We start from the raw sequence: 24,981 nt of genomic DNA on the forward strand, positions 1-24,981 counted from the left end.
TCAGAGGGGGGGCCGGGACGCGAAGGGGCGCCGCGGCCGCACGCGGCCGGTGAGCGCGAGCCACTCCGCGGCGCTGAGGGGTTCCTCGAAGAGCGACGCGTCGCTCCCGTGCAATCGGAACAGCTCCACGATGAAGCGCATGCGATCGGCGAGCGCGTCCCAGCGCTCGGCGCGGCTGCCGCACGTCGACGCGATGTCGGCGTCGAAGCGCAGGACGAACGTGACGAGCTCCGGGTCTTCGAGCGCTTCGAGGTGCTCGCCAAAAGGCCCATCCGGCAGATCCGCGCCGAGGCGATGAATCGCCGTGCCGCCCCCGAGCTCGAGCTCCAGCATCGCCTTCGTGACGAGCGCGCGCGTGGTCGGGCCGCCGGGCATCGCCGCCGCGATCCGGCCTTGCAGGCGCGTCTGCTCCTGCAGCGCGACGTACAGGTTCGCCGCGTAGAGCAGCTCGGCTTTGCGTTTGCCCGCGGGCGCGCGGGCGGCTTCGAGGTAACATTCGAAGGCGCGGCGCAGGATGTCCTGTCCACCTCGATCCGGCGGGCCTTTCGTGAACGCGGCGAAGAAGGCGGCGAGCGCCTCGTCGCCGGCGCGGAAGGCACGCACGAAGCCGGCGAAGGCCGGGGCGACTTCCAGGAAGACCTCGCGATTGCCCTCGCCGACCTCCCGCGAGACGTCGCGCATGGTATCGACGAGGAACCGCGCGCCCGGGACGCGCGCTGCGGCGCGGGCGACGTATTGTTGTCCCGGGAGATCCTCACCGCGAATGGACTGTCCGGCGCGGCGCGAGGCCCAGGCGGCCATCGTGCACCAGTTGATCGCCGCGCCGCTGCCGAGGAGATCGGCGACTTCGAGCGAGAGATCGCCGTAGGCCTGGGTGATGAGCAGGTTGCGCGCGGCGGCGTCTTTCATCGCCACGACCCGCGTGATGTACGCCTCCGTCACGACGCGCTCGACGCGGTCGCCAGCCTCGGCGAGGCGCGGGGATTCCTGGAGAGCGGGCCTACGAGGGAGGACGTCCCATGCAAAGCTGAGGAGGAGCGCGATCATGCCGTTTCTTCAAGCACGCGGCGGGCCAGCCCAGCTCGGCCCGCCGGCCCGCGGTTTTTCCGCGAATCAGCCCGATCCCGCGGTTTTCGGCGTAGAAAATGTGCTCGGGTGCAGGCTCGAGCCTGCAGCGTTGCGGGGTCCGGTGAGCAGGCAGGATTTCGTCGAATGGCAGGGATACGACGAAAAAGCTCCGTTTCGACTCCTTTCCTTCTCTCCAAAGTTTGACCACGGTCCAGGAACCTCGTTCGCCGATCCGGCGCCCAAGCTCCGCGCTTGCCGCGCCGTCCAAGCCCGGCCATGAGAAGGGGAATCCCGTGACACGCGCGCCCGAGACGACGGTTCTTTTCTTCGCCCTGACGTTTCTCGCCGGCTGTAGCCGTTCGATCTCGCATCACCTGCTCGACGCCGGCATGTCGAGCGCCCACCGGCCGGCCCGGCCCGAAATCCCCGCGGCGGTCCTCCCCGAAGCGAAGAGCCCCTATCAGATCCTCGGCGGGGACATGCATTGCCACGTGAGTCCCCCCGATTCGCCCCGGCACGTGAGCCGCGGCATGGAGGAGACGGTGGAGCTCGCCCATGCCGAGGGGCTCGATTTCGTGGTGCTCACGCCCCACGTGCCGGCGCGGTTCTTCCAGAACGATCGGCTGCGCGAGGAGGTGCGCGAAGAGCTCGCGGCGCTCGAACGCGCGGTCCCGCGCGGGGAGGGGGAGCCGATCTTCATCGTAGGCTTCGAGTACACCGATCATCGGTATGGCCACATCGGCGCCTCGTTCGCGGACCTCGGCGCGGTGCTCGCGGAGGTCTCTGCGACCGCCGCCGTCGAGGAGCCGGCGCGGTTTTTTCAGGCATATCTGCGGCGCGGAGGCTTGCTCGTCGTCAACCACCCGCTGCTCACGCCGGTCGATTCGATCATTCGAATGGCGCGGGCCAACCTCTCCTGGCGCCCGTTCACGGCGCCGGGGCCGTATCCGGCGGAGATCGTCGATCTCGATCAGAACGCGCAGGCGTTCGAGGTGTACAACCTCGCGGTGACCGAGCTCAGGGATCGTTTCCTCCTCGGGGACTCCTTGACCACGCTGGAGGCGACGCTCGCGCGGCTCGATCGGGAGATCCCGCTGCGCGCGCGGCCCCTCGTGCCGGTCGGAGGCTCGGACAGCCATAGCGGTCATCTGCGGGCGGCGACGTTCGTGCTGGCGGAGGAGCGCTCGGCGAAGGGTGTGCGGGAGGGCATCGTCGCGGGGCGCGTCTGTGTGCGGGATCCGGCGGCGTGCTCGTTCGAGGTGCGCGCCGCGGGCGGCGCGTGGCTACCGCCCGGGAGCGTGATCCGCGACGCGACGATGGTCGAGGTGCGCGCCCGGGGCGAGGAGATCCGCTTTTTCGCGAATGGCACCGTCCTCGCGCCCGAGGAGTCGGGGCATACCGTGTTCGTCCCGGTCACGCCGGGCCAATGCAGCGTCCTTCGGGCGCGGGTCGACGCGGGGTATTCGGGACCGGTGTACGTGAATTGCCCGTTTTCGCTGGGCGCAGGCCTGACTCCGTGATGTATTGGCCCGGGTGAGCGGCATCGTCAGCCTGTTGGGTCTCGACTTCGGCAGCACGACCAGCAGCGCGATGGTCGCGTCCGCCACGATGGTCCGCAATTGCGTGACCGGCCGGGTGGAGCTGAGCCGGCTCACCGAAGAATACCGCTCCGTCCCGGTCTTCACGCCCCTCCGTGAAGGACGTATCGACGAGGCCTCGGTCGTGGCGCTGCTCGATGGCTGGCTCGCGGAAGGGGGGCTTGAAGGGAAGGCGATCTTCGGCGGCGGCGCGCTCATCACGGGGCTCGCGGCCCAGCGGGAGAACGCGGCGGCCCTCGTGTCGCTCCTCCGCACGCGCCTCGGTGATGCCATTCTCGTGGCGACGGGCGACGCAAACCTCGAATCGTGGATGGCGTTTCTCGGGAGCGCTGCACGGCTCTCACGACGCCATCCGGAGGTCGAAATCCTCAACCTCGACATCGGCGGCGGGACGACGAACCTCGCGCTCGGCATCGATGGAGACGTCCGCCGCACGGGATGTCTGTTCGTGGGGGCGAGGCATGTTCAGGTCGAGCCCGGCACCTATCGCATCATCTCCCTGTCGAGGTACGGCCGTGCGCTCCTCGATCACCTGGGCATGACCCGGGGGCCTGGGGACGAGCTCTCTCCCGGCGAGGTCGACGCCGTGCTCTCGTTTTACGTCACGTTGCTCGAAGCCGCGGTCATCGGGCGCGCCGAGGCATTTACGAAGGACGCCGCGCGCCTGCATCTGCACACGGACCTCGGGCTCGAACCCCCCGCGCCGCACGTGCCTCGTATCGTCACACTCTCGGGCGGCGTGGGCGCGCTCGTGTACGACAAACTCCGGGGCGCGCCGTGGCCCTCGACGACGGTGTTCGGGGATCTCGGCATGGATCTCGCCCAGCGAATCCTCTCGTCCGACGTCCTCGCGCGTGACCTCTCGGCGTGGATCCCCGACCATTTCGGCCGCGCGACCGTCTTCGGAATGATGCGTCACAGCATGGACATCTCCGGCTCGACCGTCTTCCTCTCGTCGCCGGACGTCCTGCCCCTGCGTGATCTCCCCATTCTCGGCCGCCTGGGAAGCGACGCCGATGCCGGCCGCGTGCACACGCTCCTTCGTCTCGTGCGTGAGAGCCAGGCCGGCGGCTGCTTGCGGATCGAAGGGGCCGGGCCCTCGCTCGCCGCCCTTCGCCGGCTCGGCGCCTTGCTTGGCGACGCCTTGAAGGCGCGTCCGCTGCGGCCCGAACAGACCTTGGTTTTGTTCGTGGCCGAAAACGTGGGCAAGACCCTCGGCCAATACGTCAGCGATTGGGGCAAGAGCCCCGTCAAGCTCGTCGTCATCGACGAGGTTGCCGTCAGGGACGCCCGCTTCGCGCAGATCGGGCGCATGAAGGATCACGTGGTTCCTGTGTGGTATTACGGGCAAGATTGAGAAGCGAGGAAGGGATGGAGAAGGTCACGGAGACGCTCGTGCCATGGTCGGACATCGTCGTTCCCCCGCCCGGGCCGCCGGAGCGGTATCGGGCGACCGTCCTCGACGAAGAGATTTCATTCCTCGGCCTGAAGGCCCTCCTCGGCGCCGCTGACGAGACCAAGGCGGGGGACCGCAATGCAGGGCTCGCGGCGAAGAGCGCCCGGCACCGCGAGGCCGCGCGGACGATCCTGTCCTCGTTGACGCTGCGGCACCTGTATGACCATCCGCTCACCGACGACGAGGGGAACGTCGATTCCGTCATGCGGGTCAATTACGCGATCGATCGGTCCGTCTTCGCCGAGATCGAATCGATGACCGTGGGCGGCCTGAAGAACCATCTCCTGCGCTCGCCGGGCGCTACGATCGCGCGCGTGGGCAAGGCCTTGACCGGCGTGATGGCGGCCGCGCTGGCGAAGATCTGCGACGTGCACGAGCTCATCTTCCTGGCGCGGCGTATCTCGCGGCCCACGAAGGCGCGGACGAACCTGGGTTTGCCCGGGACCTTGTCCTCGCGCTTGCAGCCCAACCATCCGACGGACGACCTGCGCGGGATCACGCTGCTCTTGTATTGGGGGCTCTCGGTGGGCGCGGGGGACGCGCTGCTCGGCATCAATCCCGCCATCGACACCGTCGAGAACGTGTCCGGGCTCCTGCGTCACCTCGACAAACTTCGCCAGAAGACCGGCGTCCCCACGCAGATCTGCGTCCTCGGGCACATCAAAACGCAGCTCGCTTGCCTCGAACGAGGCGCGCCGGTCGAGATCCTCTTTCAGAGCTTGGCCGGCACCGAGAAGACGCTCACGTCCGAGTTCGACGTCACCGTCGAGCTGCTCGATCACGGCTATCGGACCATGCGCGACAAGGGACCGCTCGGGCCGAACGCGCGGCAGTTCATGTACTTCGAGACCGGCCAGGGGAGCGAGTTCACCTACGGCAAGCACCACGGCATCGACATGACGACGACGGAGGCCCTCTGTTATGGCCTCGCCCGCCGATACGATCCTTTCATGGTGAACAACGTCACCGGCTTCATCGGGCCCGAGACGCACCTCGACAATTTCGAGATGATCGTGTCGAACCTGCAGGACCATTTCATGGGCAAGCTCCTCGGGTTGCCCATGGGCATGGCGCCGTGCTTCACGCTCCACTCGCACATCACGCTCGAAGGCCAGCAGATGGCCACGCAGATGCTCACGGCGGCGGGCGCGAATTATTACATGGATGTCGCGCTCAACACCGATCGAATGCTCGCGTATTTCGATACCAGCGGCCACGACGACCAGACCTTGCGCGAGCTGTACGGCAAGCGCGTGACGCCGGAGTACGAGGCGTGGGCGATCGAGCGGGGGATCTTCCGCAAAGAGGAGGACGGCAGCCTCGCCCGCGGCCCGAACTGGGGAAACCCTCGCCTGTTTTTATCGTCGGATGCGGAGCTTTCCGGGCTCATCGCGACCACGCCGGCCTTGCATGGATTCGAGAACGCCGGGCCGCGGCCGGCCGACGAGGTCAGCCGTCAGGTGCGGCTGCATCAGGCGGTGGGCCGGGAGGCGACGCAGAGCGAGCTCCGCGTGGGCGAGCTGCAAGAGGTCATCGATTTCCGCGTGATTGCCACGGAAGCGCCTTCCAAGGAAGCACACCTCCATTCGCCGCACCTCGGCATGCGAGTCGCCGCCGCGCACCGCGCCGCGCTCGTCCCCGAGCGCAAGAAGGTGCAGATCCTCGTCTCCGACGGACTGAGCGCCGAGGCCGTCCACCACAATGCCGGCGACTTGCTCCCCGTCCTCCTCGACGGCTTGAACGCCCGCGGCATCCCCATGGGCAAACCCCTCCTGGCCCCGAACGGGCGCGTGAAGCTCGCCGAGGACGTCGCCGAGCTCGTCCAATGCGACCTCGTGATCTGCCTGATCGGCGAGCGTCCCGGCGGCGACGCCCTCGCGTCGCGCAGCCTTTCGGCCTACCTCGTGTACTGCTTGCGCGACGACGACACGAGGCGAAAGGCCGCCGTGTTCAGCGGCAATCCCGAGGCGCGCTTCGAATACACGGTGATCTCGAACATCTACGCGGGCGGGCTCCCGCCGATCGAAGCGGGCGGCGTCATCGCCGAGAAGGTGTTCGAGGTGCTGGAGCGCCGCGCGGCAGGCAATCGCCTGGAGGCGTTGCTCTCGGCTTGAGGCTGGAAGGAAGGGCGGCGGAGGGAATTCGGGTCAGGGCACCACGCGCTTCGCCGTCGCGTTCACCGTGACCGGGCCGGCGCCGATCGTCGGGCACCAGCATTTCTTGTACGTGAGCGTGCCCGTCGCGTCGTCGCCATGGATCTGCAGCGTGAGCGCGCGCTCCTCGCATTGACCCTCGCCGGAGAAGCAATACGACGTTTCACTTTCGAGGGTGAGGGTACATCCGTCCATCGAGACCTCGCCCGTCGCCGTGTACGTGGCCGGCTCGGGGGGCATCGGGTTGCACGAATGCATGGGCATCGTGTCGTCACCCTCGAAGGTGACGCTGATCGAGACGTCGGACGCGTTGGGCGTGACCGTCAAGACATCCCCCGTGGGGACGCACCCGTCCATGTCTTTTTCGTACGTGATTTGCCATTTGCCCGCGGCGGAGCAGGGACCCGGGGTTCCGCCGCCCGCGCCGCCGGTCCCACCGTTGCCACCTGAGCCGCCGGACGCGCCGGCGCCCCCATTGCCGGTGTCGCCGCCGTCGCCCCCGCAGGCGGGGACCACGAAAAGCGCGAGGGTTGCTGCAAGAAATGCGGAAGAGAACGCAAGAGAAGGTCGCATGGGCCGAGGATAGCCGCCGGGGGCGGAGCTCGCCAGGCCGCAAAACTGCTCTCGCGCGGGAGGGGAAGGGGCTCTTCGTTTTACGGGGCGAGGCGGCGAATCTCGCCGAGCACGCGGTAGAACCCGCCGCCCGCGACTTCGCGCACCTCGTCGACGACGTACTTGGCGCCCTCGACGCGGATGTTGCGCGGGAACTGGCAGTTGTACGACGACTTGAAGCCCGGCGAGACGATCCGCACGCGGAGCTTGCCGCCTTGCTTCACGCATTCGACGATCACGCCCTTCGACGTGTCGCGCGTGGTCTCGAGCTGCGTCGAGGGGATCTCCTCGACCTTCGCCGGGGCCTTGATGTCGCGCGGCGTGGGCACCTCGCCCGCCTGCGCCTTCTGGATCGCCTCCTCGCTCGCGTCGATGCAGGCGAGCGAGCCGTCGGTCGTGACGATGTAGAGCCGCTCGTCGCGGTATTGCATCGAGTACGCCGAGCCGCACCCGGTCGCGAGCTTCCACAGGCGCTTGCCGGTCGCGTCGAAGCAATAAATGGTAGAGCTCGAGTCGCCGCCGAAGATGTACTTGCCGCCGGGCGAGGCCGCGCAGGAGTAGACCGTGTCGTCGCAATCGCAGACCACGCCGGGCTTGCCGCCCTTCGTGAAGACGTAGACCTTGTCGTCGGTCGTGCCGGCGTAGACGTCCGAGGCCTCCTGCCAGCCGAAGAGCACCGAGCCGCCCGTCTTCGCCTCCCAGACCGATTTCCCGTCCTTCCAGGCGTACTTCGTCACGCCCGCAGAATGGCCGTGGTAGACGCCATTCTCGTCGGCGCGCACCATCCAGCCGCTCGAACCCTTGCTCTTCTTGCGCCAGTTCGTCTCGTTCTCATGATCGAAGATCGCGATGTTGCCGTCGGCGTCGGAGACGCAGAGCTTGCCGCGGTAGATGTCGATCCAGAAGATGTCGACGTTCTCCTCGACCTCGTACGCGAGGCGCGGGACGTGGCCGCCGAGGTCGTAGACGTTGCCGTCGTCGCAGCCGGCATAACGCCAGTCGTCGTCGGCGATGATGCATTTCACGCCGTCGGGGAGCTTGTATTGCTGCTCGATCGTGCCGTCGGCGGTCACGGCGAACACGGCGCCGCTCTGGTTGCCGACCCAGAAGAGCTTCGTGTCGATGTAGATGCCGAGCGCGGCCGCGCCCGAGGAGAATTTCCACAAGACGGGCGCGCGCTTCGCCGTCGAGGGCTTGCTCATGATGGTCCGGCGCGTGACGGCGCGCTTTTGCCGCACGCCCATCACGGCCGCCCCGTAGCCCTTCTTCTTTTTCTCGTTGATCTTCTTCTGCGCGAATGCAGTCGCCTCGGCCGCCGTGCGGAACGTCTGCTCCTGCTTCTGTCCGCTGTCGCCGATCCTGCCATACCGGATCGAGACCTTCGTCCCCTTGATCAAGACCTCGTAAAACTTGTGCGAACCACCGCCGTCCTCGGAGAGCTCGAGGTACGTCCGGTTCGGGTCCGCGGCAGCGGGCGCGGCGGCAGCGGGCGCGGGCGCGGGCGCGGCAGCGGCGGGCGCGGCGGCGGCGGGCGCGGCGGCGGCGGCCGTGGTCCGGCCGGAGGAGGCGGCGGTGCGGCTGCGTTTCGCGGCCGGGGCGGGGGCGCGGGCGGCGCTCGTCCGCGGGGCCGAGGTGGTGCGGGTCGACGCGGCGCTCGGAGACGCTTTGCGCGCGCTCTTTTTCGTGGTGCTCGGTGTGCGTTTGGTGGCCATGTCGTGCTCTCCTCCGGGTTTCCGGGAAACCGATGAGAGCACGACGCACGGGCGTGCGTCACCAGGGATCAGGGCTGTTCGAGGCGGATCTACGCCATGAACGACCGCTCCTCCGCCGCATAGTCGACCTCGACGTCGAAGCGGGCGAGGACCGAATAGAATCCGAACTGGAGGCGGTTCATGAAGAGCATGCCCTCGGGCATGGGCACGAAGGAGGGGTCCCCGGTCTTGAGCGTCTCCTTGCCCGCCTCCCTCATGTGGTGGACGAGGCTCGCCACGTAGTCGCGCGTGATGCGGAACGGCGAGGAGAACTGGGGCTCGAACGCGCGGCGGATGTACGAGAGCACGCGCTTTTCGTGGTCGCCGCCGCGCGTCTCCAGCATGATCTTCGCGGCTTCGGTGAAGGTCGCCTCGTCGCGATCGATCGCCGCGCGGTGGAGCTTGTGCGCGACGCCGCGTCGTTTCTCGTAGATGGGCTGCACGCAGCCGAAATCGAGGAACGCCACGCGGCCGTCGTCCTGGAAGAAGTAATTGCCCGGGTGCGGGTCGGCGTTGAACATGTCGCCGAGGAGCGTGCCCTTGTAGACGAACCGCCAGAGCGTGCGGCAAATCTCGACGCGATCCCGCTCGGGCAGGGCGCTCGCCTCGTCGAGGCTCATGCCGCGGACGAATTGGCTCGTGAGCACGCGGCGCGACGAACGATCGCGGTCGACCGCGGGAACCAGGATCTTCGGGTCGCCTTCGAACATGCGGGCGAACTCGATCTGGTTCTGGGCCTCGATCGTGTAATCGAGCTCCTCGCGGAAGCGGGTGCGGACCTCCTCGAGCATTTTCGCGGAGCCGACCTTGCGCGTGCCCATCATCGAGAGCGCGCCCTCGAGCAGGCCCGCGTTTTTCAGGTCCGCCTCGACGGCCTCGGCCACGCCGGGATGCTGGACCTTGACCGCGACCTCGGCGCCTTCGAGGGTGCGGGCGCGGTGCACCTGGCCGATGGAGGCGCTCGCGACGGCCTGGTCGTCCCATTCGGCGTAAAGGCGATCGAGCGGGGCGCCGAGCTCTTCCTCGACGAGGCGGCGAATGGCCTCGGGCGAGGAGCGGGGCGCGCCGGCGAGCAGCGTCTTCATCGAGCGCTGGTAGGCGTCGCGGTGCTCCTCGGGGACGAGGCCGTCGATGTAGCCGGCCATCTGGCCGACCTTGGCAGCGACGCCGCGGAGGTTGCCGAGGACCTCGGCCGCGCGCTTGGCGACCGCGTCGTCGCCCTCGCGGCGGAGGAGCAGGCTCGTCCCGGTGCGCGCGCCGATCTCGGCGAGGCGGACGAGACGGCCGAGGCGGCCCGAAGGAAGCTTGGTTTCGTCCGACATGCAGGGGCGGAAATAGCAGCCGGACGATGCGGGGTAAAGAGCCCTTACCCCTCTTCTGCCCGCCCTGCCATCTCGATGAGCGCCTTGCGGGCCTCCTCGCGCGTCTGGATCTCCGCGTCGAAGGCGAGCCGCACGCGCCGCTCGCCCGAAGGGGTCGTGACGGCCATTTCGATGCCATACCGATCCACGCCGGTCATCTGCGCGTCCGTGGCGTCGCCGATGCCGGCGAGCTTGCGGGCATACGCGAGGATCGACTCCGCGTGGTCGTCATTCATGTGCCCGAGGATGCGGGACGCGAAGTCGGCGAGCGGATCGGGCTCGGCGCGGGCATACGCGGCGGCGTCGATCCAGGACATGCGGCCGAAGCCGCCGACGTAACGCAAGGAGCGCGGCTCGATGCGGTAATGGGAAAAGTCCGAGAAATCGGCGTACGTCGCGGCGTCCGGGTGCGCGGCGAGGAAAAGCGCGCGGCATTCGGGCGCCTCCTCGGGCGGGACGGCCGTGCAGGGGCCGATGAGCGTGACGCGGCCCTTTTCGAGGAGTTTTTTTCCGACGATGGGGGATTCGAGGAGGAGGACGGAGGCCTCGGGGCGGGCGAGCAGGTTTTGCGTGTGCTCGGCGAGGCGGGAGAGCAAAAAGACGGCACGGCCGCGCGCATCCGTGGCGAGCGCCACGAGCGAGGCATAAGGGAACCCTTCCGGATCACGCGCCATCGTGGCGAGCGAACCGAATCGGGCAGCGCGGCCGAGCGTGCGCGCGCGTTCGGCGTGGCTCGGCGCGCGGGGGGAGGCCGAAGACGGACCGGTCCCTGCGGCCGTGGATCGCGTGTCCACGCCTTTGCCTTCGTGTTCGTTCCCGGCGGCATTCTGCTCGCGGCCCTTCGTCATGATGAGGGCCGTCATAACACGGCGCGCCGGCTGATTCGATGCGGGCCTTGCGGACGATGGACTCAGGGCGTGGCCTTTTTCTCCTCCACCTCCTCGGGGAGGCCCTCCTCTCCCTCCCGCCGGACCTCGATGTTCACGCGCCGTTCGCCCTTTCCGTCCCCTTCCACCTTGACGTTGACCTGCCCCTCGACGCCTTGCGCGGCGAGCTGCGCGAGGATCTTCTGCCGGACCACCTCCACGTCCTGGTCGTCGGTGATGTCGAGGTTGAAGAGATCGTGGCCGATCTTCCGGCCGAGCGTGCTCTCGAGCTTGCCGGAGAGCGGCTTCTCCGTGATCTTCGCCTCGGCGAGCGCGGGCATGGCCTCGCGCAGCTTGTCGCCGAGCGACGTGTCGCCGAGGTCCTCGCCCCACGCCTCGACTTGCAAGGTGACCTCGCCGTTCACGTGACGGCCGCGGACCTTCACGTTGTCGAGCTTCACCGAGCCCTCCAGGGCCTTCATGACCTCGGGCGGCTTGGGGCTCGCCTCCGTCTCCGCATACGTGATCGTGAGGCTCCGGCCGACCTCGACGTCGACCTCCAGGGGAGCCGCGCAAGCCGCGACGCCGATCACCGCGGCGATCGCCGCGCCAAACGCTACCTTCCGCAAGACGTGTTTCTTTTCCATCGGTTTTCTCCTTTGTTCCGGGGTCATCGAATCGAACTGGGCGAGGAGCGACGCTTCGAGCGCTGTGCGGTGCTCGGGGCGAGGCGCGCTCGCGGGCTCGAAGACCTTATCGAGCTCTTTTTCGCGATCAGAACCGAACATCGACCACCTCACCTTCCTGGAGCACCTCGCGGAGCGACCGCTGGGCGCGCGAGAGCCGCTGCTTGACGGCGGCCGTGGACTCTCCGAGCAGCGCCGCGATCTCGGCATGTTCGAGGCCATCGCCATACCGAAGCGCGAGCACCTCCTGCACGTGATCGGGCAGCGCCGCGACGGCAGCGCGGAGCGCGCGGACGCGCTCTTTCTGGACGAGCGAATCGAGGGGCGTGCCCCGATCGTCGGCGAGGATGGGCGCGACGTCGTCGAGCGGCGTGCCCTCGCGGCGGGCGCGGGCATGATCGATGACGGCGTTCCTGGCCATCGAGAGGACGTACATGCGCACGGAGCCGCGGCGGAGATCGACGTCGCCGAGGTGTTCGAGCAGCTTGTGAAAGACGCGGCCGACGAGGTCCTCGGCGTCCTCCCGTCTGCGAACGCGCCGGCCGACGAAGCGGCTGACCGGGTCGTACAGGTCCTGGTAGAGGGAGCGGAACGCCTCGCGGTCGCCCGCTTGGGCGCGGGTGAGGAGAGCGCGATGGCGATCGTCAGGGTCCGCCCAGGGCCAGGGGAAGAGGCGCATGAGGTGCTCACCCATGCTCTACGGGGCGGGCGGGGGGAGGTGACAAGAAAAGATGCGGGGCGGGGGAGGGACGTTCCTGCTGCTCGATGGGGGGCGCGGCCGCGTCGTACGGGGCCACCGGGAATCAGCACAGGCATGAAGATCATCTCGTAACGTTTTGTCGGCCGCGCCCCAAGGACAGATCAAGCCAAGCGACGCAACCGACCGAGTTGGTTTTTCGCGCCGGCGGGGTTGTCCACGCGCCTCACCACCATGAGCCGTGGCGTCATCCCCATGCGCATGGCCACCCGCGCCGCGGGTGAACCTTTCGGCGGACCTCCCTCGCGCCGCTCGGCCTTGGAGACAACGAACATGAACACGTCGAGTATTTCCTTGCGAACGGCCTTCTTCCTCCTCGCCGCCGGAACGGTGACGCTCGCAGGCTGCGTGGTGGCCACGGAGTCGGACGAGAACGTGTTCGAGGAGGACACGTCGTCGAGCAGTGATGCGATCCTCAATGGGACGAGTGTCACCGAGAAGTACCCCGAGGCGGTGACGATCGATGGAACAGGTGGGAACGTACCGGCCAACGCGATCAAAACGTGCACCGGCACGCTCATCGCGCCCATGGTCGTCCTCACCGCCGGCCACTGTATCATGGGGCCGACGACGTTTACCGTGAAGGTTGGGGCGGAATCGCGCACGACGACGGGAAGCGCGGTCTACGATTGGACGACGGTCGGCGACTTCATCAATCCCGCGCAACACGACATCGCGCTGTTGTTCCTGAGCAAGCCCATCTGGCTTCGCTCGTACCCGACGATCGAGCCAACGGCGGTTCCCGCGAACACGCCGGTGACGAACGTGGGCCGCATGCACAATGGCGTGACTTGGACGCTTTGGGGGGCGGATGTGTACGATCTCAATTACGGGACCATGATCGGTGCAGCGCCACCCTATTCCGGCACCTTCGCGTTCGACGACTGGGCCAGCAATGTGCTCGAGCCAGGCGACTCCGGCGGTCCGGTCTTCATCAAGGACACGGACCCGCACCGAATCGTCGCCGTCAACTCCGGCTCGGGGACGCTGGGCAGCGGAAAGCAAATCGAGCTCCTCGCGCGGGTCGATCTGCTCCACGGGTGGATCATGCAGCAGATCGTCGCCCACCCCGCGCCCGCTCCGACGAACGCAGATCTCCTGCGTGTTCAACTGGGCGGAGGTCGCGTATCCGAACCTCTTCTCGCCGCCGGCGCCGGGCGTCCTGCTGAACTCGCCACCGTACACGTATCGCCCTTATCCGGGGACCAACAGCTATCTGGGCGCCGCGTGGGCGAGCGCGAGCGCCCCCCACCAGGGCGTCACGTCGCCCAGCAGCACCTATCCGGTGAAGCACGTCTTCTTCATGGGTCCGTCGGGCGCCGCGGAGGACCAGGGGACCGTCGGTTACTGGATGAAGCAGGCGAACTGCCTCTGACCACGAGCCCTGGTCACCCCCCACTCCAGGGACGCGCGTTCCACGCGCGCAGCGCAGCCGCTGGCGGGAACGTCCAGTTCGAAAGCCTTGACGCCGAGCGCGCAGAGGGACGTTATCAGGCCGAGCCTTCGCACGACCTCACGCCGGAGCGCCTGTACGAGCGCGCCTTCGCCGAGAATCTGCTTCATCGCGTGCTCGACCAGGTCCGCGAGAAATACGCCGCCGCTGGGAAGAGCGCGCTGTTCGATGAACTCAAAGGAACGCTGACCGCGAGCGCGTCTCGGGATCGCTACGAGGAGGTCGCTGCCCGCCTCGGCAGAAGCGAGGGGGACGTGCGCAAGGCGGCCTTCGACCTGCGCGGGGTGTACAAGAAGATGCTGCTCGCGGAGGTGGAGAGCCTCGTGGACGTGCCGCCCGACGCGGCCGACGCAAAGCGCGTGGTGGACGACGAGATCGGATACCTCCTCCTCGCGCTCGCGGGGTGAGCACGTTTTGGCCTCGCCGGCTCGTAACGTTTGGCCGCCGCGGCCTCAGGACATGCCGAGATGAGCACTGCGACCGACCCGACGGAGCCTCTCCCCGCTGGATGCCCTCTTCACGGGGCCATCGGCCCTCGCGCGCCCGAGGGGTTGTGCCCGCAGTGCCTGCTCGACCTCGATTGGGGGGACGACGACGCCCCGGAAAGCCTGCCCGTGCAGTTCGGCCCTTATGAGCTCCTGGCCAGGCTCGGCGAGGGGGGCATGGGCGTGGTCTACAAAGCTCGGCAGGTGAGCGTCGATCGCGTCGTCGCGCTGAAGCGAATCCGCGACGGCGAGCTCGCCGACGCGAAGGCGAGGCGCCGCTTTTATCGCGAGGCGAGGGACGCAGCCAAGCTCGACCACGTGCACATCGTGCCCCTTTACGACGTGGGAGAGCACGACGGACAACCCTATTTCACGATGAAGTACATGCCAGGCGGGACGCTCGAAGAGGCACGAGCCCGCTTCGCCGAGCCACGGCGCGCCGCAGCGCTGATCGCCACCCTGGCCCGCGCGGTCCACGCCGGCCATCGCCAGCACATCATCCACCGAGATCTCAAGCCCGAGAACATCGTCTTCGACGATCACGGCGAGCCGTACATCACCGATTTCGGCATCGCCAAGCGCCTCGACCACAGCACCCGCACCATGACCGGCACCATCCTGGGAACGGTCGGCTACGTGGCGCCCGAGCAGACGACCCGTGGTCACCCCCTGCGCGACAGCGCGACGGCCGATATCTGGAGCCTGGGCGTGATCCTTTACGAGTTGCTCGCGGGGCGGCGTCCGTTCGACGGTCCCACGCTGCTCGAGGTCATGCGCCGCACCCAGGAGGAGGAGCCCGTACCGCTCGAACGTCTGCGCCGGGACGTGAGCCGAGATCTGGCGACGGTATGTCTCACGTGTCTCCACAAGGATCCCGCGCGGAGGTACATCTCCGCCGAGGCCCTCGCGGACGATCTCGAACGATATCTGCGTGGCAAGCCGATCTGGGTGCGCCGGCCGAGCCCCGGCAGGCGCGCGCTCGCCTGGTGCCGCCGCCATCCCTTCACCGCCGTTCTCCTCGGCGTCTCCGCGCTCGCGCTCGTCACCCTCACGGTCTGGTCCCTCGCGGGCACCCGCGCCCAGGAGCAGGCCCGCCGCGCGGAGGTGCTCGCCGCCAACCGTTATGCCGCCCGCGCCGTGGCCGGGACCGTGCTGGCCCTGCTCGACGAGTACGCCACGACCGTTGCAATGGAGGCGCAGGCGCCGCAGCTCACCACGGCGATGGCGCTCCACGATGGGGAGGCCCTCCAGGGGCTCTGCGAGGAGATTCGCGCGCGCCAAGCCGGTCTTGCCTACTGGTTCATCATCGACGCGGGAGGCGCTCTTCAGGCCTACGTCCCTTCCGAGCAAAGCGACAAGCGCAGCGTGACCCATTTCGCGTTTCGAGATTACTTCCGCGGTGCCATGTCGCTCGCCGCGGACCGCCCCGCCTATATCTCGCGTGCCTTTCGCTCGGCGACGGACAAGCGATACAAAATCGCCATTGCGGCGCCCATCCGTGGCGTGGACGGGCGGCCGCTGGGCCTGCTTGCCGCCGAGATCGCAACGGATCGACGCTTGGGCGCCCTCGAGTTGAGCGACGACCATCGCGTCGCCGTGCTCACGGTACGCCGCGACCGCGACTCGGCCTCCGAGCCATTGCCCAAGGAGCACATCTTATGGGTGCACGGCGGCGTCGAGCACGGGGAGGGGGTCGTCGTGGAGAGTGATGCGCTGCGCCGACTCACGGCACGGCGTGATGCGGCGGGGGATGCGGGGAGGGATCAACTCCGCCTGCCCCCGCCGGACTGGGTCGAGCTCGACGAAGCGTATCGTGATCCGCTCGACCAGCGGGGGATTCGCGAGGCCGGGGGGCCCTGGTTGGTCGGTGTCGCGGCCGTCGGCCGCACGGAGCTTGCGGTCATGGTGCAGACGCGCGTGGAGGATGCCACGGCGCTCGATCGGACCCCGCTCCGCGTCTACGCAGCTTGGTCCGTGGGGGGCGTGCTCCTGTTGGTGGCGAGTCTTTTCGCGACCCTGCGCGGCACACGGCGGCGCGCGAGCGCTTCGTACCCTGACCCGAGGGGGTCGCCGCGTGTCGACCGCCTCGGGTCACGATGACTCGAGGGGGTCGCCGCGCGTCGACCGCCTCGGTCGACGATGACCGGCGGGTGTCGCCGCGTGTCGACCCCTTCGGTCCACGATGACTTGCGGGTGTCGCCGCGCGTCGACCTCCTCGGTCCACGATGACCGGCAGGGGTCGCCGAGCGTCGACCCCCTCGGTCCACGATGACTTGCAGGTGTCGCCGCGCGTCGACCCCCTCTGTCCACGACGACCCGCGGGTGTCGACGCGAGGCGAGGGGCGTTTCAGCGCTCGAGTACGACCACCTCGATGCCGCCCTGGGCCTTCTTTCGGCTCGTGTAGAGCTCGCAGCCCTTGGGGGTGATGCCGATGGGCACGAGGTCCGTCCCCGGGTAGACGACGACGGGCGGAGCCGCCTCGCTCGGCAGCGCATTCGGCCAGCGTTGCTCGATGATCCCCGAGCCTCCGCCCGTGATCGTGGCTTGCGTGAAATAGAACCGCTCCTTCGTCGGGTTCCGCCGGACCGCGAGCCCTTTCCAGTCGCTCGTCCCCGCATTGCCGAGCGTCGCGACCGGGGACCAGGTGTTCGAGATGTCCGGGATCTCCCAGACCTCCGAACCGGCGCGCGTGTAGGTGTACTGCGTGGAAGGCGAGCCGTTCGTGAGGACGCGGGTGACCGAGTCGGTCGGTCCGAGCGGCGGGAGATTGTAGGTCGAGATTGTCGGATTGGGCTGGTCACCCGTGATGAGGTGATAAAGCGGGTTGGTCGTGAGTTTCCCGAGGACCATCGAGCCTACCATCGAGCTCGGCGGCGCCTCGAGCTCGTAGTACACCGGTTTGTTGAACTTGATCGTGAGGTCCCCCATCAGGAACACGTCCTCCGCGTGCTGAAGGATGCGCGCCGGGGATCCCGGGGTGTAGAAGGAGAATACCAGGTTGTACGGGTCATACCCCGCGGTCGTGTAGGTCGAGGGCAAGGGGATGGTCGATTTGACCGAAAACTCCGTGCCGATGCAGTCCCCGTTGCCCCCGCCGCCCCCGCCGCCCGTGCCGGAGCTCGAGGACGAACTCGACGAGGCGCTCGCGCTCGACGAGCTCGAAGCGGTGCTCGACGAGCTCGACGACGAGGAGCTCGCGCTCGAGGAGCTCGAGCTCGAAGCGCTCGCGCCCCCGGCTCCGCCGGCGGAGCTCGAGGTGGGCGAGCCCCACGCCTCACCACCCTCACCACCTGATCCGGAGGCGCCTCCCGTCGAGCACCCATAACCGAGGGCGATCGCGCAAACAGCAGGAACAATCGGCCACAATCGACTTACGAGGATGAATGAGCTCATTGGCTCATGCAAACCGAGCACCCTGGGCCTGTCAACCTTTTGTCAAGTAGACGCCAATGTTCCTCGTCTCCGCCGATCAGCGTTCATCCCGGGGCCTCCACGAGAGCACGAAATCACAATCGCCCTTTTCCAGATCGAGCCCCTGCACCTCGACCGTGCCTTCCACCCCGGCAAAATCGAGCGCAGCTTCCCAGCAACCCACCAGCAGCTCGACCACCGTCCCGCTCCGGAACACCGCGACCGGAAACCCGCGCAGCCGGAGCGCGCATGTGCATTCGCCGAGGTTCTCGTAGACCAGCCGGCCCGCATTCTCCGCGATGAGCTCGCGGCCGCGCGGGACAAAGCGCAGCAAGGATTGTGGCGTGAAGCCGACCCGGCGCAGGAAGCTGTCGACGACCGCGCGGAGGAGCGGGTTCTCGAAATAACGATTCATACAGCGCCGGAAGAGCTTGCGCGTGTCCGGATCCCCGAGCTCCGCGCGCAGCGCTTCGAGCAGGTCGTAATAAGGCTCGGGCAGGAGCCATTGCACGGCGATGGCGTCGCGGATCGTCGCGAGCGACGCAGGGGCCGTGCGCGCGAGGATGCGATCCCGCACGGAGGGATCGAGCGCCTCGACCTCGCGGAGCATGGCCTGCGCGAAGCTCGCGCGGGTTCGTTGCGGGGCGGGGCGGGAAGGACGAAGAGCGGAGGACGGATCGTCAAGCACGCGTGGGGGCCCCGGCGTCGGCAAGTCGTTGGAGGAGCTGGGCGATCGAGAGGAGATCGGGCACGCGGCCGAGGAGCCGGTCGAGGGCGGTGCGCGAGGCCTCGTCGAGTGCATCGTCACGCGGCACGCTGCCCTTGCGATGGGGCGGCGCGCCCCCGGCCGCGAGCATCTTTTCGAGGCACCCCTGGGGCTTGCGGAAGTGCTCCACGAACAGCTCCGACGGGAGGCTTCCGGGGATGGGGTCGCAGCCGCGGAGGAAGGCGGCGAGCGCTTCCCGGTTGCGGCACTGGAGCTTCTGGAGCGCGGGATCGACGTCGTGTGCGGCGATGAGGAGCGATTCGGAGTTCCAGCGGAGGAAGTGGCCGTGGATGCGATCGGGGTCGAAGTTCGTCGAGGAGCGGAGCTTCACCGTCCAGGCGTTGCTCGCGCGCGTCACCCAGCCGTCGGTCGGCGCGGGGGCTTTCGGAGGAGCCTCGATCGGGCAGCACGTGGTGGCCTTGTCGGCATCGGCGATGCAGACGAGGTAATCGATGGGGCCACGGCTCCCGGGCGAGCCTTGTTTCGCCGCAGACGGCCACTGGTCACGGATGAAGGGCGCGAAGCCGCCGTGTCCTCGTACGCCGTGCCGATGGAGCTCCGGCGTGCTCGCTCCGGTATCGCCGAGCGTGTGCCGGAGGGCGCGCCGCAGGCACTGGTCGAGCTTGGCGTTGTGCTGGTCCTCCCAGCAGACGAGGATCCGGGTCATGAGAGAGGGTCGTCCGCGTTCGCCGGGTCCAGGTGCCCTTGGGCGCGGAGCTCCTGGAGTGAGTAATGCTCGCGCCACTCGTCGAGCGCCTCCCTGTTCAGCATGCGCAGCTTCACACCTTCCGCCGTGGGCTCACAGATGCGAATGCTGCCGGCGGGATCCGAGAGGTAATCGAGGAAGCGGTCGGAGTGGGTAGTCACGAAGACGGCGGTGTGCTCCGAGGCGCGTTCCAGGAGGTAGACGATGCGGCGCAGGGCTGAGGGGTGGAGATGGCGATCTGGCTCGTCGAAGGCCAGGGCCATGGTGGGCTCTGGGGAAAGAATGGCGGCGAGCAAGCAAAGGTAGGTGGCCATGCCTTCAGACATCTGGTGGCCAGAAAAGCGCGTGCTTGGGTATCGCTTGTCGCGGAACTGGAGCGAGATGCGCCCTCCGGTGTGCTCAGGCGGAAATTCCAGACGATCGACGAACGGGAATTCGGAGCGGAGTGCGTAGAGGAGCTCGTTCCACGCATGTTCGTCTTCGTTCTCTTTGATGAAGTAGAGCGCGTTGACCAAGGCGAGCCCTCTACGATCAATGTGCGGTTCCATGGAGAGAACTCCGCCATCGAACGGCGAGAACTTCCCTTCTTGAGGGCTTCGGGTCCAAAGCGGCGTCGTCAAGAAGCCATCGTAGATACGAATACTCGACAAGGCCGACTGCAGGCCGGCCAGGGATGGATACGATGCCACCTGACGGACCGATTCGAAGGAGAGTTCATGCAGTGAGATGGCTTGATCCTCGAATACCTGCCTGCGCTCATTCCACAGGACGAGGTTGCCCGCCTGACGATCGACGAGGGCGTTCGGCACAACCCCCGGCGAGGGCCGCTTCTCGAGAATTTCTTGAGTAATGCGACCAGGCGAGCACGCCCCCATGCCGTAATGCAAAATGGGATCGTTCGGCGAAAACTCGATATCCAGATCGATGCGCGTCTCCTCTACGTCTGGAGCGCTCGTCATCAAGGACCAGAAGCCGTCGAAGGCGTGGCACCCAGCCACGAACCCCGCGCCTGCCCACCGCGACAGCAAATCCAGCACTTGAATCACGCTGCTCTTGCCGGATCCGTTCGGGCCGATCAGCACGATGGGCTTGCCCGGCTCGACGTCGATCGTCACGTCGCGCAGCAGGCGGAAGTTTTTGACGGACAACTTGCGGAGCATCGCGACGCGCAGCCTACCCGAAAGCAGGCTGCGTCGCACACGTCAGCTCATCGCAACCCACATCCCACCGTGACCGCCTGATCCACCGTCGCGCGCTCGATCTTCCTCGTATCCGCGTCCACCGTGACCCGCACCTGCACGCTGCCGCCGAGCCCCACGCGCGCCACGCCCTTGAGCAGGTCGCCAATCAGCCCGCTCGCGTGCGCGCCGATCACCGAGGCGCCGAGCTCCGAGCAGGGGACCGCGCCGTCGAGGGTCATCTTGATCCGCGCCGCCAGGCCCTCGCGTTTCACCGTGCCGGGGCCGGCCAGCTTGAACGCGCCCGCGTCGACCGTCGCCTTCGAGATGCGCACGTCCGTGAGGTTCGGCGTGGTCTCGAACGTGGCCCCGAGCTTCGTCTTGCTCCCGAAGACGATGCCGTCGAGCTCCTTCGGGTGCGGCGGCACCCAGCCCTTCACCTCGAACGACGCCGTGCCCGTGTACATCCCCTTCGCCTCGGGACCCCCGAGCGTCACCGCCACCGTCCCCTCCACCAAAGCGCCACGCAGATCCGCAGGGACCGAGAGCGAGCGCGCGCGGGCGAGGTCGTCGACCTTGGTGGAAGGCAACGTCGCCGTGAGCCGCATCGGCTTCGAGGTCGTGTCGAGCGCGAGCCGCAGCGGCGCGGCCTCGGCCGTCTTCGCGCCGAGCCAGATCGAGGCCGGATCCTTGCCGTTCCAGCGCGCGCCGAGGAGGCCCAGGTTCGTCCCCTCGAACGCCACCGTGCCCTCGAACGCGCCTTCGTCGCCGCGCGCCTTCGTCGCTTGGCCGGCGAGCACGAGCCACGGCGACTCTTTCGCGCCCCACGTCACGGTGACGTTGGCCGTCGTCGGCAAATCGAGGGCGCCCGGGTGGGCGTTGCTCCACGCGTCGAGGGCTTCGAGGCGCTCGTCCAGGGGGAGCGCCAGCGTGACCTCCACGTTGCGCGCGTCGATCCGCGTCGGCGAGAGGCCGTCGAGGTCCACGGCGATCCACGGGGACGCAGCCGTGAAGCCGGCGACGCCTTCGAGTTTGGCCGTGGCGCCGCGGAGCACGACGCGGCCCCACTTCGGGCTGAAGTCCTCGAACGTGAGCTCGATGCCACGCGCCCGCGCTTCTTTTTCGATCCACCACCGGGCAAGCGGGCGGTGGCCGAGCCCTACACCGAGGCCGACCGCCGCGGACAGGACGAGCACGAAAGCCACGATCCGCCGCCCTCGCGGGCTCTTCTTCGGGGGCTCCGGGGCCGTGTCGGGCAGCGTGTCCATACAGGATCCCTGCTAGCACGTCGGGGACGACGAGAGCGTGCCCGTGTTCCGCATGGTGAAAGGGCGTGCCTCGGACGTATACTGCGCGCCATCATGGCGGAAGGGACGCTGGCCCAGCCTGGCGATGTGATCGCCCGTAGATATCGGGTCGAATCCTGGCTCGGCCAGGGCAACATGGCCATCGTCTATCAGGCCAAGCACGTGAACACGGGCAAGGCGTGCGCGCTCAAGCTCGTGCACCCCCACCTCGTCACGCGCAAGGAGTTCGTCGACCTCTTCGTCAAAGAGGCCCAGCTCGGCGCGCGAATCGGCGAAAACCCGCACATCGTCGACGTGTTCGACGCAGGCGTCGACGAGGCGCGCAAGGTCCCGTACCTCGCGATGGAGCTGCTCCAAGGCGACACGCTGGAGAGCTACCTCAAGAAGCACGCACGCCTGGCTCCGCGGCTCGCGCACACGGTCTTCGAGCACCTCGCCGACGCGCTCGATCAAGCCCACGGCGCTGGCGTCATCCACCGCGACCTCAAGCCCGGCAACCTCTTCCTCGCCCGTGATCGGAAGGGGCAGACCCTGCTCAAGGTGATGGACTTCGGCATCGCGAAGGTGCTGGAGAGCCACGAGCAACGCACCGCGACGCAGATCGGATCGCCCGCGTACGCCGCGCCCGAGCAGCTCGGCGCGACGCTGCGCAGCCTCGCCGCGACGCAGGGGATCTCGATCTCGCAGACCGTGCAGGCGTCGACCGACGTGTGGGCGCTCGGGCTCGTCGCGTACGAGGCGTTCACCGGCGTGCAACCCGGCCAGTACTGGGGCGTCGACACGTACGCGGATCTCATGATCTGCATCGCGCTCGAAGAGCATCCGGCGGCGACGCATCGGGCCGGCGACTACGCGAAGTTCCTGCCGCGGGGCTTCGACAAGTGGTTCTCGCGGTGCATCCAGCGCGACGCCACCGAGCGATGGCAGTCGGCCGGCGAAGCGGTGCGCGAGCTGGTGCGGCTCATCGACGAGTGGACGTCGGATCCGCTGACGGGGGATCTGAAGCTCGCGCCGTTCGAAGCGCCGGTCTCGTCGAAGTCGAGCAAGGGCGTCAAGCCTCTCCCGAAGCCGATGCCGAAGCCCGCGGTCTCCGGGTCGCTTCGCCCGTCGGTGACAGGGCTCCCACTGAAGCTCCAGATCCCGAAAGCCGCGCCGGCCGTGGCCGATCCGGCGAAGGCGGGCGCGCCCGAGCCGGGGAAGACGGGTCCGGTGTCGAGGGCCATGCCCACCGCGCCGGGGATCGCGCCGAAGACGGGGCCCGTGGCCGCGGCTGCGCCGAAGACGGGGCCCGTGGCCGCGGCTGTGCCGAAGACGGGGCCCGTGGTCGCGAAGCCCACGACCACGCCAACCCCCGCGCCCGTCGCTGCGACCCCGGCGCCCGCGCCCGTGGCCGCGACCCCCGCGCCCGCGCCCGTGGCCGCGTCTGCTTCGGAAGGCCCCTCGCTCCTCGACTCCGCGCTGGTGTCGCTGGTCGACTCCGCGCCGGTGCTGTCCGACCCCGCGCCGGTGCTGACGGACTCGGCGCTGACGGAGTCCGCGCCCGCGCTGACGGACTCGGCGCTGACGGAGTCCGCGCAGGTGCTGACGGACTCCGCGGCCAAGCTGACGGACTCGGGGCCGAAGCTCTCGGACTCGGGGCCCACGGCGCACGATCCCTCGCGCCCGAGCCAGCGGCCGACGAAGCCCGTCCTGCCGCCGAAGCCGCCGCAAGCGCCGCCGCAGGCGCCGCCGCGCAAGCCCGCCGCGCCTCCGCCCATCCCCGTGCGGCGCGAGCCTCCACCCAAGGCCGCGGCGCCGCCGATGCCGCCGAAGGAGCGCGCGCGCTTGCAAGAGCAAGCGATGCAGCTCGAGCTCGACAACAAGTGGCCCGAGCTCTGCGACGTGCTCCGCAAGCTCGAAGCCGCCGAGCCCACGGCCGAGCGCAAAGCGCGGTACCTCTACCAGCTCGCGATCGTCCACGTGGATCGTCTCGACCAGACGGATCGCGCGCTCGAGCTGCTCGACGAGGCGCTCGACAAGAACCCGAGCCTCGTCGAGGCCTTCGATCAGGTCGTGGCGATCCACGAGGGGCGCGCCGACTGGAAGAAGATCGAGCGCGCCTACCGCAAGATGCTGCACCGGCACGCGGGCACCGAGGACACCTCGCTCAAGCACCGGCTGTGGTTCAAGCTCGGCGAGATTTACCGCGATCTCTTCGACAACCCCGGCGCGGCCGTCGAGGCCTTCCGCATGGCCCTGCGCAACGCCACGCGCGAGGAGGCCATCGCCGATCACCTCACGATCGCCGAGCTCTGCGCGCACATCGGGCAGGTCGACGACGCGATTGCCGCGTACCAGGCCGTGCTGCGCGTCGATCCCGGGCAGGTCGACGCCTACCGGGCGATCTACCGGCTCAGCGTCGATCGCGGCGCCTACGATCCGGCCTGGTGCGCGGCGGCCGCGCTCGCGTTCTTGCGCGAGGCGGACGAGGAGCAGGTGACCTACTTCCAGGACTACCGCCCCGACGGCCGCATCCAGGTGAAGAGCCGCTTCGACAGCGAGCTCTGGGCGCGCCACGTGTTCCACGAGGACCAGAGCCTGCTCGTCGGCAAGATCTTCGAGATGCTCGCGCGTGCTGCGATGAAGGCGAAGGTCGAGGCGCTCAGGCAACGCAAGGAGCTGCTCGCGCTCGATCCCTTCCTGCGGCAGGACCCGACGACGTCGAGCGTCCCGTTCGTGCGGACGATGGGCTGGGCGTCGCGCGTCATCGGCGTGACCTGCCCGGCGCTCTTCGTGCGCAGCGACGTGCCGGGCGGGATCGTCGCGGTGCCGACGGAGCCGCCCGCGTCGGTCGTCGGGCAGACGCTGCTCGGCGGTTTGTCCCAGGAGGAGCTCGCGTTCATCGCGGGCAAACACCTCGCGATGTACCGCGGCGAGCACTACATCAAGCAGCTCTTTCCGAGCGCGGAGGAGCTCCGGGTCATCTTCCACGCGGCCGTGAAGATGGTGATGCCCGACGCGAACACGCCACGCGACGTGGACACGCGCGCCGAGGCGACGGCGAAGGCGCTGCGCTCGTTCATGGGTCCCCGCGAGCAGGACGGGCTCCGCGTCGTGGTGCGGAAGTTCATCTCGGAGCGGGAGGAGGCGGACATCGGCCGGTACTTCCGCGCCGTCGAGTTCACGGCCACGCGCGCGGGGTTCATCCTGTGCGGGGATCTCGGCGTGGCGAAGAAGATCATCGCCGCGGAGCCGACGCTCCCGGACGATCCGCTGCCCTCGGACAAACTGAAGGATCTGCTCGCGTACTCGGTGTCGGAGAGTTACCTCGCGGTGCGCCAGACGCTCGGGATCGCGATCGGGCAGGAGTAGCTCCCGGACGCGGCG

At 68.3% G+C, this 24,981-nt stretch carries 20 protein-coding genes; 7 read left to right on the top strand and 13 right to left on the bottom strand.

The genetic code is table 11. The annotated features are described in order from the left end of the window. Complete coding sequence (locus POL67_RS18250; RefSeq protein WP_271918702.1) at nt 1-1,047, bottom strand: hypothetical protein; 1,047 nt, start codon at nt 1,045-1,047, stop codon at nt 1-3. A 314-nt stretch (nt 1,048-1,361) separates the two neighbouring features. On the opposite strand from POL67_RS18250, the gene POL67_RS18255 reads away from it, so the two are divergent. Genes POL67_RS18255 through eutB form a run of 3 tightly spaced genes read left to right on the top strand, consistent with a single transcriptional unit; the run spans nt 1,362 to nt 6,236 of the window. Beyond that, nucleotides 1,362-2,588 (top strand): CehA/McbA family metallohydrolase domain-containing protein, encoded by a 1,227-nt coding sequence (locus POL67_RS18255; protein WP_271918704.1) that lies wholly within the window; start codon nt 1,362-1,364, stop codon nt 2,586-2,588. A 13-nt stretch (nt 2,589-2,601) separates the two neighbouring features. Beyond that, nucleotides 2,602-4,023, top strand: coding sequence for an ethanolamine ammonia-lyase reactivating factor EutA (locus POL67_RS18260; RefSeq protein WP_271918706.1), 1,422 nt, complete (start codon nt 2,602-2,604; stop codon nt 4,021-4,023). 14 nt (nt 4,024-4,037) lie between these two features. Next, nucleotides 4,038-6,236 (top strand): ethanolamine ammonia-lyase subunit EutB, encoded by a 2,199-nt coding sequence (gene eutB, locus POL67_RS18265; RefSeq protein WP_271918708.1) that lies wholly within the window; start codon nt 4,038-4,040, stop codon nt 6,234-6,236. Between the two features lie 33 nt (nt 6,237-6,269). Here the strand turns inward: eutB and POL67_RS18270 are convergent, their stop codons facing one another. The 7 genes from POL67_RS18270 to POL67_RS18300 all read right to left on the bottom strand — a co-directional run bounded on the left by POL67_RS18270 (nt 6,270) and on the right by POL67_RS18300 (nt 12,838). Beyond that, the gene (locus POL67_RS18270; RefSeq protein WP_271918710.1) at nt 6,270-6,848 is read right to left on the bottom strand and encodes a hypothetical protein; all 579 of its coding nucleotides are present in this window, start codon (nt 6,846-6,848) and stop codon (nt 6,270-6,272) included. Between the two features lie 80 nt (nt 6,849-6,928). Continuing rightward, nucleotides 6,929-8,599: a WGR domain-containing protein gene (locus tag POL67_RS18275; RefSeq protein ID WP_271918712.1), complete on the bottom strand. Its 1,671-nt coding sequence runs from the start codon at nt 8,597-8,599 to the stop codon at nt 6,929-6,931. An 89-nt stretch (nt 8,600-8,688) separates the two neighbouring features. After that, nucleotides 8,689-9,960, bottom strand: coding sequence for an ABC1 kinase family protein (locus POL67_RS18280; protein WP_271918714.1), 1,272 nt, complete (start codon nt 9,958-9,960; stop codon nt 8,689-8,691). A gap of 44 nt (nt 9,961-10,004) precedes the next feature. Then, nucleotides 10,005-10,847 (bottom strand): HugZ family pyridoxamine 5'-phosphate oxidase, encoded by an 843-nt coding sequence (locus POL67_RS18285; RefSeq protein WP_271918716.1) that lies wholly within the window; start codon nt 10,845-10,847, stop codon nt 10,005-10,007. 62 nt (nt 10,848-10,909) lie between these two features. Continuing rightward, nucleotides 10,910-11,653 carry a hypothetical protein gene (locus tag POL67_RS18290; RefSeq protein WP_271918718.1) on the bottom strand — a complete coding sequence of 248 codons (744 nt, stop codon included), beginning with the start codon at nt 11,651-11,653 and terminating at the stop codon, nt 10,910-10,912. Further along, a complete protein-coding gene (locus POL67_RS18295) occupies nt 11,640-12,230 on the bottom strand; it encodes an RNA polymerase sigma factor (protein ID WP_271918720.1) in 591 nt (196 codons plus the stop codon). The genes POL67_RS18290 and POL67_RS18295 overlap by 14 nt, the downstream gene beginning before the upstream one ends. Nucleotides 12,231-12,412: 182 nt before the next feature. Then, nucleotides 12,413-12,838 (bottom strand): hypothetical protein, encoded by a 426-nt coding sequence (locus tag POL67_RS18300; protein WP_271918722.1) that lies wholly within the window; start codon nt 12,836-12,838, stop codon nt 12,413-12,415. Between POL67_RS18300 and POL67_RS18305 the strand changes: the two genes are divergently transcribed. Further along, nucleotides 12,837-14,168 carry a trypsin-like serine protease gene (locus tag POL67_RS18305; protein ID WP_271918724.1) on the top strand — a complete coding sequence of 444 codons (1,332 nt, stop codon included), beginning with the start codon at nt 12,837-12,839 and terminating at the stop codon, nt 14,166-14,168. The two genes, POL67_RS18300 and POL67_RS18305, sit on opposite strands and share 2 nt — an antisense overlap. A 60-nt stretch (nt 14,169-14,228) precedes the next feature. Continuing rightward, nucleotides 14,229-16,346, top strand: coding sequence for a serine/threonine protein kinase (locus tag POL67_RS18310; RefSeq protein WP_271918726.1), 2,118 nt, complete (start codon nt 14,229-14,231; stop codon nt 16,344-16,346). A 247-nt stretch (nt 16,347-16,593) separates the two neighbouring features. Here the strand turns inward: POL67_RS18310 and POL67_RS18315 are convergent, their stop codons facing one another. After that, nucleotides 16,594-17,286 carry a hypothetical protein gene (locus POL67_RS18315; protein ID WP_271918727.1) on the bottom strand — a complete coding sequence of 231 codons (693 nt, stop codon included), beginning with the start codon at nt 17,284-17,286 and terminating at the stop codon, nt 16,594-16,596. Between the two features lie 34 nt (nt 17,287-17,320). Between POL67_RS18315 and POL67_RS18320 the strand changes: the two genes are divergently transcribed. Further along, nucleotides 17,321-17,572: a hypothetical protein gene (locus POL67_RS18320; RefSeq protein ID WP_271918729.1), complete on the top strand. Its 252-nt coding sequence runs from the start codon at nt 17,321-17,323 to the stop codon at nt 17,570-17,572. Nucleotides 17,573-17,716: 144 nt separating this feature from the next. On the opposite strand, the gene POL67_RS18325 is transcribed toward POL67_RS18320, so the two are convergent. From POL67_RS18325 to POL67_RS18340, 4 genes are all read right to left on the bottom strand, one after another. Beyond that, the gene (locus POL67_RS18325) at nt 17,717-18,268 is read right to left on the bottom strand and encodes a hypothetical protein (protein ID WP_271918731.1); all 552 of its coding nucleotides are present in this window, start codon (nt 18,266-18,268) and stop codon (nt 17,717-17,719) included. Between the two features lie 70 nt (nt 18,269-18,338). Continuing rightward, complete coding sequence (locus POL67_RS18330) at nt 18,339-19,091, bottom strand: hypothetical protein (RefSeq protein ID WP_271918733.1); 753 nt, start codon at nt 19,089-19,091, stop codon at nt 18,339-18,341. Beyond that, nucleotides 19,088-20,290, bottom strand: coding sequence for an AAA family ATPase (locus tag POL67_RS18335; RefSeq protein ID WP_271918736.1), 1,203 nt, complete (start codon nt 20,288-20,290; stop codon nt 19,088-19,090). Before POL67_RS18335 ends, POL67_RS18330 begins: the two co-directional genes overlap by 4 nt. A gap of 47 nt (nt 20,291-20,337) precedes the next feature. Continuing rightward, nucleotides 20,338-21,576, bottom strand: coding sequence for a hypothetical protein (locus tag POL67_RS18340; protein ID WP_271918738.1), 1,239 nt, complete (start codon nt 21,574-21,576; stop codon nt 20,338-20,340). A 93-nt stretch (nt 21,577-21,669) separates the two neighbouring features. On the opposite strand from POL67_RS18340, the gene POL67_RS18345 reads away from it, so the two are divergent. Next, on the top strand, nt 21,670-24,966 hold the full coding sequence (locus POL67_RS18345; protein WP_271918740.1) for a protein kinase domain-containing protein: 3,297 nt from the start codon (nt 21,670-21,672) through the stop codon (nt 24,964-24,966). Nucleotides 24,967-24,981: the final 15 nt, after the last annotated feature.

It is taken from the genome of Polyangium mundeleinium (assembly GCF_028369105.1).
Classification (GTDB): domain Bacteria; phylum Myxococcota_A; class Polyangia; order Polyangiales; family Polyangiaceae; genus Polyangium; species Polyangium mundeleinium.

Excerpts from the sequence above, each read along its gene's own strand:
- POL67_RS18250 (WP_271918702.1), bottom strand. The coding sequence starts at position 1,047 with ATGATCGCGCTCCTCCTCAGCTTTGCATGGGACGTCCTCCCTCGTAGG.
- eutB (WP_271918708.1), top strand. The coding sequence starts at position 4,038 with ATGGAGAAGGTCACGGAGACGCTCGTGCCATGGTCGGACATCGTCGTT.
- POL67_RS18270 (WP_271918710.1), bottom strand. The coding sequence starts at position 6,848 with ATGCGACCTTCTCTTGCGTTCTCTTCCGCATTTCTTGCAGCAACCCTC.
- POL67_RS18275 (WP_271918712.1), bottom strand. The coding sequence starts at position 8,599 with ATGGCCACCAAACGCACACCGAGCACCACGAAAAAGAGCGCGCGCAAA.
- POL67_RS18280 (WP_271918714.1), bottom strand. The coding sequence starts at position 9,960 with ATGTCGGACGAAACCAAGCTTCCTTCGGGCCGCCTCGGCCGTCTCGTC.
- POL67_RS18285 (WP_271918716.1), bottom strand. The coding sequence starts at position 10,847 with ATGACGAAGGGCCGCGAGCAGAATGCCGCCGGGAACGAACACGAAGGC.
- POL67_RS18290 (WP_271918718.1), bottom strand. The coding sequence starts at position 11,653 with ATGTTCGGTTCTGATCGCGAAAAAGAGCTCGATAAGGTCTTCGAGCCC.
- POL67_RS18295 (WP_271918720.1), bottom strand. The coding sequence starts at position 12,230 with ATGCGCCTCTTCCCCTGGCCCTGGGCGGACCCTGACGATCGCCATCGC.
- POL67_RS18305 (WP_271918724.1), top strand. The coding sequence starts at position 12,837 with ATGGTCGTCCTCACCGCCGGCCACTGTATCATGGGGCCGACGACGTTT.
- POL67_RS18300 (WP_271918722.1), bottom strand. The coding sequence starts at position 12,838 with ATGGGCGCGATGAGCGTGCCGGTGCACGTTTTGATCGCGTTGGCCGGT.
- POL67_RS18310 (WP_271918726.1), top strand. The coding sequence starts at position 14,229 with ATGAGCACTGCGACCGACCCGACGGAGCCTCTCCCCGCTGGATGCCCT.
- POL67_RS18320 (WP_271918729.1), top strand. The coding sequence starts at position 17,321 with ATGCAGTCCCCGTTGCCCCCGCCGCCCCCGCCGCCCGTGCCGGAGCTC.
- POL67_RS18325 (WP_271918731.1), bottom strand. The coding sequence starts at position 18,268 with ATGCTCCGCGAGGTCGAGGCGCTCGATCCCTCCGTGCGGGATCGCATC.
- POL67_RS18330 (WP_271918733.1), bottom strand. The coding sequence starts at position 19,091 with ATGACCCGGATCCTCGTCTGCTGGGAGGACCAGCACAACGCCAAGCTC.
- POL67_RS18335 (WP_271918736.1), bottom strand. The coding sequence starts at position 20,290 with ATGCTCCGCAAGTTGTCCGTCAAAAACTTCCGCCTGCTGCGCGACGTG.
- POL67_RS18340 (WP_271918738.1), bottom strand. The coding sequence starts at position 21,576 with ATGGACACGCTGCCCGACACGGCCCCGGAGCCCCCGAAGAAGAGCCCG.
- POL67_RS18345 (WP_271918740.1), top strand. The coding sequence starts at position 21,670 with ATGGCGGAAGGGACGCTGGCCCAGCCTGGCGATGTGATCGCCCGTAGA.